Source organism: Bacillus sp. JJ1566, assembly GCF_036962685.1.
Taxonomy (GTDB): domain Bacteria; phylum Bacillota; class Bacilli; order Bacillales; family Bacillaceae_L; genus Ferdinandcohnia.
In genome coordinates this window covers 12,028-25,154 of record NZ_JBALOP010000055.1, presented here as the reverse complement: position 1 = coordinate 25,154, position 13,127 = coordinate 12,028, and the positions used below count along the sequence as shown (strand labels likewise).

Annotated in this window: 16 protein-coding genes; 12 read left to right on the top strand and 4 right to left on the bottom strand. The window is 36.7% G+C overall.

Annotation, left to right across the window (positions count from 1 at the left end; all coding sequences use genetic code 11):
- The first annotated feature begins 2 nt into the window (after positions 1-2).
- Positions 3-812 carry a DNA-formamidopyrimidine glycosylase gene (gene mutM / locus V7112_RS19565; protein WP_335422998.1) on the top strand — a complete coding sequence of 270 codons (810 nt, stop codon included), beginning with the start codon at positions 3-5 and terminating at the stop codon, positions 810-812.
- Positions 813-883: 71 nt separating this feature from the next.
- A complete protein-coding gene (locus V7112_RS19560; RefSeq protein WP_335422996.1) occupies positions 884-1,150 on the top strand; it encodes a phosphocarrier protein HPr in 267 nt (88 codons plus the stop codon).
- A gap of 44 nt (positions 1,151-1,194) precedes the next feature.
- On the opposite strand, the gene V7112_RS19555 is transcribed toward V7112_RS19560, so the two are convergent.
- Positions 1,195-1,428, bottom strand: a complete 234-nt coding sequence (locus V7112_RS19555; RefSeq protein WP_335422994.1) for a hypothetical protein — start codon at positions 1,426-1,428, stop codon at positions 1,195-1,197.
- A 172-nt stretch (positions 1,429-1,600) separates the two neighbouring features.
- On the opposite strand from V7112_RS19555, the gene V7112_RS19550 reads away from it, so the two are divergent.
- From V7112_RS19550 to V7112_RS19540, 3 genes are read left to right on the top strand one after another with little or no spacing between them, the layout of a single operon-like run.
- Positions 1,601-1,945, top strand: coding sequence for a YojF family protein (locus V7112_RS19550; RefSeq protein WP_335422992.1), 345 nt, complete (start codon positions 1,601-1,603; stop codon positions 1,943-1,945).
- Between the two features lie 50 nt (positions 1,946-1,995).
- Entirely contained in the window at positions 1,996-2,661 is a 666-nt protein-coding gene (gene bshB2, locus V7112_RS19545) for a bacillithiol biosynthesis deacetylase BshB2 (RefSeq protein WP_335422990.1), read from the top strand.
- A 53-nt stretch (positions 2,662-2,714) separates the two neighbouring features.
- The gene (locus V7112_RS19540) at positions 2,715-2,999 is read left to right on the top strand and encodes a hypothetical protein (RefSeq protein WP_335422988.1); all 285 of its coding nucleotides are present in this window, start codon (positions 2,715-2,717) and stop codon (positions 2,997-2,999) included.
- Between the two features lie 370 nt (positions 3,000-3,369).
- On the opposite strand, the gene V7112_RS19535 is transcribed toward V7112_RS19540, so the two are convergent.
- Positions 3,370-3,495 (bottom strand): hypothetical protein, encoded by a 126-nt coding sequence (locus V7112_RS19535; RefSeq protein ID WP_335422986.1) that lies wholly within the window; start codon positions 3,493-3,495, stop codon positions 3,370-3,372.
- Between the two features lie 231 nt (positions 3,496-3,726).
- Here V7112_RS19535 and V7112_RS19530 point away from each other — a divergent pair, with 231 nt between their 5' ends.
- The gene (locus V7112_RS19530) at positions 3,727-4,557 is read left to right on the top strand and encodes a deoxyribonuclease IV (protein ID WP_335422984.1); all 831 of its coding nucleotides are present in this window, start codon (positions 3,727-3,729) and stop codon (positions 4,555-4,557) included.
- Positions 4,558-4,723: 166 nt separating this feature from the next.
- On the opposite strand, the gene V7112_RS19525 is transcribed toward V7112_RS19530, so the two are convergent.
- On the bottom strand, positions 4,724-6,088 hold the full coding sequence (locus V7112_RS19525) for an MATE family efflux transporter (RefSeq protein ID WP_335422982.1): 1,365 nt from the start codon (positions 6,086-6,088) through the stop codon (positions 4,724-4,726).
- A gap of 184 nt (positions 6,089-6,272) precedes the next feature.
- On the opposite strand from V7112_RS19525, the gene V7112_RS19520 reads away from it, so the two are divergent.
- The 5 genes from V7112_RS19520 (at position 6,273) to V7112_RS19505 (ending at position 11,272) form a co-directional block, all read left to right on the top strand.
- Positions 6,273-7,511: a DHH family phosphoesterase gene (locus V7112_RS19520; RefSeq protein ID WP_335422980.1), complete on the top strand. Its 1,239-nt coding sequence runs from the start codon at positions 6,273-6,275 to the stop codon at positions 7,509-7,511.
- A 104-nt stretch (positions 7,512-7,615) separates the two neighbouring features.
- Complete coding sequence (locus V7112_RS23885; RefSeq protein WP_223254366.1) at positions 7,616-7,702, top strand: putative holin-like toxin; 87 nt, start codon at positions 7,616-7,618, stop codon at positions 7,700-7,702.
- Between the two features lie 266 nt (positions 7,703-7,968).
- Positions 7,969-8,853 carry an ATP-binding protein gene (locus V7112_RS19515; RefSeq protein ID WP_335422978.1) on the top strand — a complete coding sequence of 295 codons (885 nt, stop codon included), beginning with the start codon at positions 7,969-7,971 and terminating at the stop codon, positions 8,851-8,853.
- A gap of 10 nt (positions 8,854-8,863) precedes the next feature.
- Positions 8,864-10,780 carry a vWA domain-containing protein gene (locus V7112_RS19510; RefSeq protein ID WP_335422976.1) on the top strand — a complete coding sequence of 639 codons (1,917 nt, stop codon included), beginning with the start codon at positions 8,864-8,866 and terminating at the stop codon, positions 10,778-10,780.
- Positions 10,781-10,873: 93 nt separating this feature from the next.
- Positions 10,874-11,272, top strand: a complete 399-nt coding sequence (locus V7112_RS19505; protein ID WP_335422974.1) for a hypothetical protein — start codon at positions 10,874-10,876, stop codon at positions 11,270-11,272.
- Positions 11,273-11,337: 65 nt separating this feature from the next.
- Here the strand turns inward: V7112_RS19505 and V7112_RS19500 are convergent, their stop codons facing one another.
- The gene (locus tag V7112_RS19500) at positions 11,338-11,784 is read right to left on the bottom strand and encodes a hypothetical protein (protein WP_335422972.1); all 447 of its coding nucleotides are present in this window, start codon (positions 11,782-11,784) and stop codon (positions 11,338-11,340) included.
- A 163-nt stretch (positions 11,785-11,947) separates the two neighbouring features.
- Between V7112_RS19500 and V7112_RS19495 the strand changes: the two genes are divergently transcribed.
- Positions 11,948-13,060 (top strand): histidine kinase N-terminal domain-containing protein, encoded by a 1,113-nt coding sequence (locus V7112_RS19495; protein ID WP_335422970.1) that lies wholly within the window; start codon positions 11,948-11,950, stop codon positions 13,058-13,060.
- The last annotated feature ends 67 nt before the right edge of the window (positions 13,061-13,127 follow it).

The window sequence follows — 13,127 nt, the reverse complement described above, 5'->3', positions numbered from 1 at the left end:
AAGTGCCTGAACTGCCAGAAATGGAAACATATAAAAACCTCCTCCAGCTAAAGATAGCAGGACATACAATAAAAGACGTAGAGGTAAACCGTGAAAAATCAATCAACAGTTCAGTTACCGATTTTAAAAAAGAGCTTATTGGCAATAAAATTACACAAATTCAGCGGAGGGGAAAGCATCTCATTTTTGACCTTGCGAGCGGTAAAAAATTACTCCTCCATCTTATGTTGGGTGGCTTAATGTACATCGAAAAAGATGACGACACTAATTCAAGGACAAAGCAAGTTATTATCAGTTTCACTTCCCACAGGCTTACTTTTATTGGTCTTCGGTTAGGCTACTTACATCTCCTAACTTCAAAAGAGATTGAAGAGGAATTTGCTGATTTAGGCCCGGAACCCCTTGAACCAGGCTTTACATACCAGGCATTTCAAGAATTAGCCGAAAACAAAAAAGGAAAACTCAAAACAACTCTTGTCGATCAACAATTTATTGCTGGAATCGGTAATCGATACTCTGATGAAATTTGTTTTGCGGCAGAACTTATGCCAACTCGAACTTTTGATTCACTTAATCATACTCAACTGCAAAAGCTGCATTCATCCCTTAAATCTGTTTTACAGGAAGGAATCCGCTTTGGTGGGTACATCGATATGCCACTTTATAATGGAGATCAACTAACAGGTGGTTTCGAGGAAAAATATAAAGTGTATAACCGAGAAGGGGAGCCATGTGTCCGCTGTGGCTCGGTGATTGTGAAGAAAGAAGTGTCTTCACGAAAAACATTTTTTTGTGCAAATTGCCAAATCTGAAAAATATACTTGATTATCAAGGCAGTTAATGGCTATTCTATAGGAGAAGGATATTAGAAAGAGGGATAACTATGGCAGAAAAAACGTTTACTATTACAAGTGATGCTGGCTTACACGCTAGACCGGCTACAAAGCTCGTACATAAAGCAAGTCAATATCAATCAGAAATTACGCTTTCCTTTAATGGAAAATCTGTAAACCTTAAGTCAATTATGGGTGTAATGTCTTTAGGTGTACCTAAAGGCTCTCAAATTGTGGTTCAAACTGAAGGTAATGATGCAGATGCTGCATTAGAAGGAATTGAATCTGTTTTAAAAGAAGAAAATTTAGGTGAATAATCTAAAATAGAAAAACAACCATCTGAACGGATGGTTGTTTTCTATTATGCTGTTTCTTCGTCTTCTTCCTTTGATAATACCAATGCCCCATGGCGGATTAAGTATTGAAAATGGGAAAGAGGGAAGACTCCTTTTTGCTTTGACTCGAGTTCTATTCGAACAGATGATTGATTTATTTCAACAACTTTTAACGTTTTTGCTTCACATAAGTTCGGAATGAATTTCGATGTTATGCCAAATTCCATATTGTTCACAAGTTCAAGGTTTTCTCTTGCCAATTTGTTCACCACCTTCTTCATATACGTAATATAACCAATACGAAGAAAATCATACCAGATTTACTAAGGATTACAACTTATTGCATTTTGCGATTCGCATTATTGGAATTTTATTGATAAAATCGTTAATATTTAGGTATGATTATTTATATTGAGTTTGGAGGATTCACATTTGAAACCGATTAATAAAGAAGATATTCAGGACTTAATCAACCGTTTTGCTAACAAAAACGTATATATTCATCTTGAAACGACAAATGGCGCATATGCTGTTCATTCAGGTACTCGTAAAACATCAGCGGGTGCATTTATTCGAAACGCCCTGGTTACTTTTACAGAAGGAAAAATTGTCGGAAATGATCCATACCGTGTAGGCCTTAAGATGGACATCGGTTGGATTTATGCAGAAGGCTTAACAGATTGGGAATTGGACGAGAAGGATCGTTTATTACTTGCTGGACATGATGAAGAAGGGAAGCTTGCAGTCGCCCTTCAGATCAGCACGACCCCATTCTAAGAATTTTTGACAACTATATATTGGCATATTTTGATTAAAGGAGTAGTAAAATGGAACGACATATTTTAATTGTGTTACCGCATCCAGATGATGAAGCATTTGGAGTGTCTGGTTTTATCAGTTTAAACACCCAAAAAGGGGTACCTGTAACGTATGCCTGCCTTACACTTGGTGAAATGGGCAGAAACCTTGGAAATCCATTTTTCGCAAACCGTGAAACATTACCAGAAATTCGTAAGAAAGAGCTTAGAGAAGCTTGTAAGGCTTGTGGCATTACGGATCTGCGTATGCTAGGCTACCGTGATAAAACATTGGAATTTTTAGATCCTGAAAAAATTGCAGACTCCATCGAAGAAATCATTAAAGAAGTGAATCCATCACTTGTAATAACTTTTTATCCTGGACATGGTGTACACCCTGATCATGATGCAACAGGTGAAGCAACGATACGTGCTGTTAAGCGCATACCGAAAGAAAATAGACCTGTAGTTTACGCCAAAGCCATTACTCATGACCGTGTCGAAAAGATCGGTGAGCATGACATCGAATTCGATGTAAGTGAAGTGTTAGACAAGAAGTTTGCAACTTTAAAAGCACATCGCTCCCAAACAGAGGGGCTCATGGGCAATTTACTTCAGAAAATCGATAACAAGGATAGTGAAGTCCTGGAGTGGCTAAGAACAGAAGTATATTGGACGTATAAATTTGATGATTAAGGGCTAAGAGCCTGTGTTTTTGGGCTTTTTGGCTTAAAAGGAGCTCTATGAAAATGGAGAACTATCCCGTTGATTTTGAACGACTTTTAAAAGCATATCAATCGCTTTGGATGAACAGAAGGTTGTGGCATAAAGACATCAGCAGCGAAGACATCCTTCGGGCAACAATTCAAAGAGACCTTTTAGATGAATTAACCCATCCAAGGCTACGAAAAACGCCGTATGAAAAATTTTTTATGGCAACTAAACGAATCTTTGATTCTAGCCTGCCAATTGAAGATAAACTTAATATACAGCATGTCTACCTAGAAGAAATGGAAAATGTGAAGAAAATGTAAACAAAACAAGAAAAAATTTACAAATAGTTCAAAACTCAGTTGTACAACCACTGAGTTTCCTTTATAATCGGTGCATATACAAGAAGGGCTCGTCAAAATATCTCAGCAAATCGGGTAATGAGAGGGGTATTTTTATGGAGATGAACATGTATATGGAAATTTCATTGATCTTATTTTTGATCTTTGCATTTTCCTTCGCACATTCAATTTTTAAAGGAACTCACAAAAGAGTAGCCAAAATCATTAGCGCAACGTTTATTAGTTTATGTTCATTTGTAATTGTCTGGAGAGCTGCAAGTCTATTGTCGTATTTTCATTAATCATATTCATTAATGATTCGAAAGAGCGAGGATAATGACTTCGCTCTTTTTTATTGCTCTTCTTCTATTATCTGACTCATTTTTTCTGGGGAAACAATATATAGGCCCATTTCTTCTTCTAATTCCTCGATTGATTTATTTACGACCGTCTCATCTTTTGATGTAAAGTATTCCAATTTCTTCACCTCGAAAATTAGTATGCCCATTTATCCCGCATTAACTGGAAGTAATACCCTACTTTTGGAAACTTTATAAACAAAGAAAAACGGTGGGGGTCAACTGCCAGTAAAAGCCCGATTGGTTCAACTAACCCTCAGTGGCAGTTCACTGATTGAAGTTTCACTTTACTGAATAGTTTCTACTTTATTTGAAAATTATAATCGTATACATTGATAGGAGACAAAATCATGAGATTTGGAAGTCATATCAGTATTCGAGATGGGTATTCAGGTGCAGCCCGTCATGCATCAAAAATTGGAGCAAAGGCATTTCAGTATTTTCCGAAAAACCCACGAAGCCTGTCAGTAAAAGAATTTAATCGTCATGATGCAAAAGAATGTGCGACATATTGTAAAGCCCATGATTTAGTAACAATTGCACACACTCCATATCCAACGAATTTAGTTGCAGATGAGGATCAAATAGAGCTTGTAATAGATTCACTACTAAATGATTTAGAAATTGCCAACGAATGCGGTTCGATTGGTGTTGTTGTTCATTTTGGAGTACTGAAAAATGCAGTTGACCCACTTGAGGGCTATCAACGGTTAATTGGAACATTGAATAATGTTTTGTCTAAATGGGATGGAGAAGCACTCGTATTATTAGAAAATAATGCAGGGAAAAGTGGACCTACTGGGACAACGTTAGAGGAACTCGTTCAGGTTAGGCAACTAACTAATTTTCCAAATAAAATTGGTTTCTGCTTAGATACGTGCCATTTGTTTGCAAGCGGTGTGTGGAATGGTGACAATTGGAGTAAGGTGGAGGCAAAAGGAATTGAACTTGGCTATTTTGAACATCTAAAAGCTGTTCATTTAAATAATTCCGCATACCCAACAAGATCGATGAAGGACCGTCATGCCAATATTCCGTTTGGTGAGATAAAAGTCGAGCAAATAAAGGAATTTTTGTCGAGCTCGGTGTTTAGTGATATGCCGTTTGTGCTTGAAACACCGCATGAAAATCATTTTTCGCATCAAGATGAAATGAAACTTTTGAATGAGATGATGGGCTAGTTTGCTAACGACCATAGAAGGTGGATTAATGACCATAGAATCAAAATAATGCTCATAGAAAATGGATTAATGTCCATAGAATCAATATAATGACCATAGGATTTGATTTTTAGATAAAACTCCATATATAACAAAAAACCAGCCTCTAAAAAGGCTGGTTTTCCACTTAATCCGTGCTTAATTCTATTCGAGCAGCTTTTTTCTGTACTATAATTAATCGTCCAGACAATGTAATCGCACCTGCTGCAAGTCCGACAATCAATCCAATCCAATATCCGAACGCACCTAGATACGTATACTGAGTCAACACATACCCAACCGGCAACCCAATTACCCAATAGGATATTAGTGTCATCACAAAGGTTGTGTTAACGTCCTTATATCCGCGAAGGGCTCCTTGAATTGGTGCAGCAATCGCATCTGAAAGCTGGAAGAAGATTGCATAGATTAAAAATTGCGTTGTTAACTTGATAACCGCAGCATTAGTCGAATACATTTTTGCAATTGGCTCTTGAAAAACAAAAATAATTGTTGCACATACAAGCGCCATCAGAACAGCAATACAAATGCCTATTACACTATATTGTTTCGCATCCATAAATCTGTTGGCTCCAACCTCAAAGCCGACAACAATTGTTAAAGCCATCGAAATACTTAATGGAATCATATAAAGCAAACTTGAAAAGTTGATCGCAACTTGGTGAGCGGCAATGGTAGTAGTATTGAATTCACTCATCAACAGTGTTACGGCTGAGAATATACTCGTTTCAAAAAAGATCGCAAACCCAATCGGCAGCCCAAGCTTCAATATTTCACCCCAACTTCGAAGCGAAACAGGAAAGAACTTGCGGAAAACTCGATACTCGACAAATGGTGTTCTCGTTAAAATAATCCAAACAGCGATGATAACGATTAGCCAATATGTGATTGCAGTTGCATATCCAGCTCCAGCACCGCCTAATTCAGGAAAGCCAAATTTCCCAAAAATCAATAGGTAATTAAACACCACATTGATTGGTAATGAGGAAAGAGTAATAATCATCGACACTCTTGTGTGACCAAGTGCATCGATAAACGACCTCAATACCGAATACACAAAAAGCGGTACAATCCCGAAAGATAGTCCAATTACATATTCTTTTGCAATTTCCCGAACCTCAGATTCAAGCTTCATAGTCCCTAAAATTGGATCTAACACAAACCCACCAATCACTGCAACTACGATAGCGATAACGATTGAAATATAAACACCTTGCATTACTGAAAAGGGTACTTTATCCCTTTGTTTTGCCCCTACATATTGGGCAATTATCGGTGTGATTGCAACTAATATTCCAGATAACCCCGTATAGACTGGTACCCAAAGACTCGATCCAATGGCAACACCGGCAAGATCATTTGCTCCAGCACGGCCGGACATCATCGTATCAACAAAATTGATAAGATTTAGACCAACCTGTGTAACGAGTATTGGGAAGAGGATATGAAAAAATAAAGTATATTTTTCTTTTAAACTAAACGTTTGATTCATTAAACGATTTCCTTCTACCTTCCATATTGATTAATGGATTATATCACAAAAACGACATGATTGATGGAAAAATTTATTCGTAACAAATGCAAGACTCGTTCTTTTGGCATTTTTAGTGTAAAGTAGTAGACGAGTATGAAAATAGCCATTGTAAACGAAACTAGGAGTGAAGGGGGAATTCAACTTGATAAAGTTATTTTCAGATAGTGATTTAGATGGAGTAGGATGTGGACTTGTTGCCAAGCTAGCATTTGGTGATGATGTTGATGTCTCCTATTGCTCTTACCGAAACTTAAATGAACGTGTGGAAAAATATATTGAAAATCCTGAACACAATCAAGCAAAAGTATACATAACTGATCTTGCAGTTAATGACAAAAACGAAAAAGCATTGGAAAAACGTCATAAAGCAGGAAACTACATACAAATGGTTGACCATCATAAAACGGCGATGCATTTTAATAAGTATGACTGGGGATTTGTTCAAGCTGAATATGAATCAGGCAAGAAAACGTGTGCAACTTCACTTTATTATGAATTTCTTCGTGAAAAAAGACTGATTGAAGAACATAAAGGGTTAGAAGAATTTATCGAGTTAGTAAGACTCTATGATACGTGGGAATGGGAGTCTGAAAATCGCGTCGGTGCTAAACGACTCAATGATTTATTTTTTATCATTGGAATTGAAGAATTTGAGGAAAAAATGCTTAATAGACTTCAAAATAACCGAGATTCCTTCCAGTTAACGGAAGGTGAAGAATTCCTTTTAGATACTGAGGATAAAAAAATTGAACGCTATATCAATTCAAAAAATAGACAAATCGTTCAGACGTTTATTGAGAATTATTGTGTCGGAGTGGTTCATGCAGAGCAATATATTTCTGAGCTTGGAAATGCACTTGGAAAGCTAAACCCACACTTAGACTTGATTGCGCTCATCAATGTTGGTACGAAAAAGATTGGTCTCCGTACAATCCACGACGATGTCGATGTATCAGAATTTGCAAAGCGATATGGTGGCGGGGGACATCCAAAGGCATCTGGCTGTTCACTTGGTGATTCGGCATTTGAGCTTTTTGTAAAAAATACGTTCCCATTGTATGCAATTCGCCACGATGCTCCTGAAAACCAGCTTAACGTAAAAGAGAACGAAAATGGGACTCTTCTTGTGAATCGAAAAGGCGAAAAGTCTTTTGTATTCAAAAAAGCGGACAATTGGGTCATTCATCATGAGAAGAAAACACTTGATGTAAAGTTTTCATTATTTGCTGAAGCGGAGCGTTTTGTGAAGCGTCAATTTGCAAGTGGGTTAGCATTTGACAATGAACTTATTTCCTATATTGGTGAGCATCTAAATAAGAAAGAAGATGCAATCAAGGCAAATCTAGACGGTGCGTTAGTGAGTATTAAGAACCAATTTTAAATGAAACATGTGTTCGTATGGTAAAATGTGCTATAATAAAATGGCAATAGGTTGTCCATAAGGGTGGTCGGCTAAGCTCCCAAGTGAAAGGGGGTGATGCCTATATGACGATTTATGAGAGCCTTGTGATTATGCTTTCGTTCGCGTCGCTTGTTGTTGCGATTTTATCTTTTGACAACAATAAAAAATAGACCTCCCTTTTTCCGCTAAAAATCGGGTGAGGTCTATCTTTGTATTAGGCTGATCCTCTTAGTGGGACCATTCTATTGCTAGGCCGTAGATGCTCGCAACATCTGCGGTCTATTTGTATTTTACGAGTATTTATAATTATCATACCATACCTTCACCAAAAATGTCATAAATACTTGAATTCTAAGCTGAATTTATTGCTACTCACAACAAACTTCGGTAAAATACGTGATGGTATAAAGATATGTATGAGAGGATTTGATGCTACATGACAATTCAACTAGAAGATTTGAAGTTACCGACAAATATTCAAACCGAAATTTCAAATAGAATGAACCGGGTTACCGGTGATGAACTCTTAATTGGCAAAGGGGGATATACACCTTCAGATATCAATATTATTCGTGATGCAATCATTGCCCTAAGCATCGGGAAAAATGTGCTCTTAAAGGGGCCAACAGGTTCAGGTAAAACAAAGCTTGCCGAAACGATTTCTCATATATTTCAGCAACCAATGTTTAGTATCAACTGTTCTGTCGACCTGGATGCAGAAGCCTTACTTGGCTATAAAACGATTCAAGAGCATGACGGAAAAATGAAAATTGAATTTGTATCAGGTCCTGTAATCAACGCTATGAAAAAAGGGTATCTCCTTTACATTGATGAAATCAATATGGCAAAACCAGAAACTCTGCCAATTTTAAACGGTGTGCTTGATTATCGAAAAATGATTACCAATCCGTTTACTGCAGAAGTAGTTCGTGCCGAAAATGGCTTTGGTGTCATAGCTGCAATCAATGAAGGTTATGTTGGTACTGTACCTTTAAACGAAGCATTGAAAAACCGCTTTGTAGTCATTGACGTTCCATATATTCAAGGAGATACACTAAAGGAAGTTCTTCAAACACAGACGGCCTTACAGGATGAAAATTTAATCAATAAATTTGTCTCCTTATCATCTGATTTAATCACTCAGGTTCGTGGTGGCATGCTATCTGAAGAGGCAGCGTCCATTCGTGCATTAATTGATACTTGTGATTTAGCAATGTATATGCCGCCATTACGGGCAATAGAGCGTGGAATTACTGAAAAACTTGAGGATGACCGTGAGAAAGCAGCCGTTAAAAATATAGCAGAAACTTTGTTTGAGTGAGGTTTTTAAAATGAGATTTATTCAATTTAATGATAAAAAGGTCGACTCCTTTTTATTCATGGAATTATCCGACCTTGCTAAAACGATCTCAAAAAATCCTGAACTCGAAATGGAGTTAGGCTATAAATCATATCTTGACCCGATTCGACAAAAAGTGATCATCAGCCATTTTTGGGACAATCGCCCAGATAGCGACAAACGAAATGGATTATTAAGTGATGTCTTTTTACGTACAATAGGAAGTATGAAATACACGGATTTTAAGGTAATAGACCAGTATTTAAAATTCTGTAGAAAAAGCAAGCTACCGAGCTTTGCGAAACAACTATTCATGCTGTTTGAAGATTTCCGTCTAGAAGAGCTTTGTATAAAAGAACGTCCTGGTACACGAAAATCGTTTTCCCAAAGAAGAAGAATTTATCGTACGTATTATGAGGATCAGCTCCATGTCAATACGGTCAAAAGTGTTCCAACAGATGCTCTTTTTAATGCACTATTTTTACTTTTAACAGCCCAATCTCCACTCGAGGTGATTCCGTCGATTCAAGATAAAATAGATCTTGTCATTCCGTTTTTGCGAAGCCAAATTGCGAAAGTCTATGATTCTAAATCAACGAAAGACATCTTTAAGATTTGTGAAGAAATCATCGATGTGTTAGAGGATGTCGTGGACGAGGATATGTTGAACACCTATTTTCATTTACCAGAGCTTGATTATGAAGCTCTTGAAGACGGGTTGACAATCGATGACTTAAAACGCAAGGATAAGCTGAAAAACAATGATGTGCTTGATGATGTGAAAAAAGGCGACGAGGATATCCATGAGGAGAAGTTCGAAACTTGGCATCGAGAAACAAGCACACCAACAAAAAGCTTCTTACAATTTGACTTAGAACAAGGCTCCCGAACGAATCTTATGGGTCAAGGGGCAAGAGAAGGAGAAGAGGGTGACCAAGCATTAGGAATTGCCCAGGGCTCGTCTCAAAAAAGCAAAAACAATGATTATTCCCAACTTGAGGCCATGGAGATGATCCATTCAGAGAAAGAAGGATCATCAGAAACCGAATTTGGAAAAGAAAATCGGTTTGCTTACCCAGTCTTTAAAAAAGCACGAAAACCTTCAGACGATGAGGTTATTCAATACGAAAAAAACAAGGCTATTATTGCTCCATATCAGAAGAAACTGAAGCAAATGATTTTAAAAACATTGGAGCATAAAAAGAATCTTCCAAGAGGTGACTTACATTTTGGACGATTAAATAAAAAGCTCATTCGTATTTTTACAGATGATAATCCAAGATTATTTTATAAAAAAGAACAGCCATCCCATCAAATTGATGCTGTATTTTCGTTATTAGTCGATTGCTCAGCTTCGATGTACGATAAAATGGACCAAACAAAGCTTGGTATTGCACTATTTCATGAAGCGTTAAAATCTGTTCAGGTTCCACATGATGTAACAGGTTTTTGGGAAGACACGAATGATGCAGATAGCAAGAAACAGCCGAATTACATGCAAACAGTGATTGATTTTGATTCTAGTCTGAAACGAAGCTATGGTGCGGAAATCATGCAACTTGAGCCGGAGGAAGACAATCGTGATGGTTTTTCGATACGCTTGCAAACGAAAAAGTTATTACAGCGGACTGAAAAACAGAAATTCTTACTCGTCTTCTCTGATGGCGAGCCAGCGGCATTTGATTATGAGCAAAATGGAATCATCGATACTCATGAAGCTGTTCTTAAAGCCAGAAAACACGGGATTGAGGTTATTAATGTCTTCTTATCTAATGGCGAAATTGATGAAGGCCAGCAAACAACAATCCAAAATATTTACGGAAAATACAGCATTCTAGTACCAAACATCGATCAATTGCCAGATGTTTTATTCCCATTACTGAAAAAGTTGTTGTATAAAAGTATTTAAATCCAGCTGTTTATAGCTGGATTTTTTAAGTAATAGAATTTTATTACCACCCCATTCATATGATGAAGTATCAAGGTATTAGGGGTGATGAATATGCAGGATTCCAAGCATTTTACGCAGCTTCCAGAGGAGCTTATATCAAAGTACTTCACATTAAGTGAAAAGGCGAAGGAAATTGAAAAAGAATTAAAAGAAATGAAGAAGGTTCTTAATGTTTATTTTGATGAAACTGTCGGAAAACATGAGAAAGGAGAATCGGTCGTAGGAGATTACAAGATACAACGACAAATCAGGACTTCAGAAAGCTACCATGACGAGAAAACGGTAAAGAAATTAGAAGAATTAAATCTCGTTGATTGCATCCAAATCATTAAGCAGCCTGATCCACAAAGAATTGAAGCTGCGATTACCCTTGGTCTGCTTGGACAAGCAGATATCGAGGACTGTATTGTAAAGAAAACGACCAATGCAATTACGGTGCGAAAAAGATAAAAACAGGAGAGGCGACTCTCCTGTTTTTCTTATTGTCTAGTTCCAGGCACCTTACACTTTTTTTGTTAGTCGACAACAATATAACCAATCATCGGACCGTTATTATTTTTGTCAGAGTGATTTAAACAAATGATACGGTACATGCCTTCTTCCTTAAAGTTCGCTTTGACCGTGATTTCTTCTCCTTTTCTGACTGTACCTTTAATATCTGTGCCCTCGATATAGAAGGAATGCTCTTTACCATTTACACCGTAAATATTGAAGGTAACTTCCTTGCCTTGAGGAACATAGACAGTTCCTGGATTCCAGAAGTAGGACTCGATTTCTCTGCCATCATCTGTTTTTGATTTTAGTTCACCTGTTGTAATATGTATCACAACATCGTTTTTAGCAGCCTGTGGGGCAATCGTAGGAATGATTTCTGGCTGTAGCCACAACCAACCTCCAACCAGTACCACTGCAGCAACAAAAGCGGTAACAATCCAACTCCTTTTAATCACTACAAATTTCATAATCAACCCTCCTATAGTTTGTCTCCTTATAATGTATGCTTGACCCACCATAAAACTTGTCTACAATTTTTCAAAAATTCAAAAAGGGATTATGCGAAATATGTAGAATACTATACATAACTTGGATTTTGCATAAAAGATAGACTTGAAAGGACTTGACCGTATGAATCCTGTAATTGGTGAACTCATTTATTTTCTCGAGAGCAATTTATCAATTTTTTTGAAATCATGGAAAGAAAAGACCGTGATGTCAGAAACTGATGTTCATAAAGAAAAGTTAGTATTAAACGGTTTAACAATGTTTGAAATGGTCAAAAACTCATTGCTCAATCCAATCGATGAGGAAAAGCTAAAATTATTTGCTTATAAACTAGCTGAAGAACGTGTTGAGGCGAATATTAATATTGGGGAATTCGTCTATAATGTAAATCTAGGAAGAACTGAAATATTAAAATACATATATAGGTCAAATATTGATCATGATCAATTGGACTCTATTTTTGAAGAGGTAAATCGAATATTTGACTTGTTTTCCTATCATGCCGTTTCCAAATATACAGAAATGAAAGAAAAACAGCTCCAGGAAAAAATCCAATACATCGACCAGAGTCACCAAGAGCGCCTAACAATTTTAGGTCAAATGGCATCGACATTTGTTCATGAGTTCCGAAATCCACTTACGGCTGTCATTGGTTTTGTGAAATTAATAGGAAATGATAATCCAGACATCAAATATTTAGATATTATCAGCCATGAATTAAATCAACTAAACTATAAGATTTCGCAGTTCTTACACGTTTCCAAAAAAAAATTAATTGAGAACAAAGAAAATGAAGTTTCGTTATTCGATTTATTTACTGAAATAACAGAGTTTATTTATGCGAGTATTTTAGACAGTGATGTAAAAGTTCATACTGATATTGAATCTAACATACTAATAACCGTTAATGAAGATGAAATTAGACAAGTCTTGTTAAATATATTAATGAATTCGATTGATGCGTTAAAACAAAGGGATTTTGATCGAAACATTTGGATTAAAGGATATCAAATCGATAATCAGATTGTTGTTTCAATCATTAACAATGGTCCTGCAATTCCAAAGGAATCATTGGATACAATCTTTGAACCATTTTATACAACAAAGGAATTCGGAACAGGAATTGGACTTTTTGTATGTAAAAAAATTATTGAAAAACATGGTGGCACGATCGGATGTACATCTAATTTAAATGTAACAGAATTCCAAATCGTCCTACCCGTACATAAACAGTAAACTCGGCACCCGGCCGGGTTTTCTTTATGCCTTAATTTTGGATTCTGTTATAATAGGAAGAGTGAAT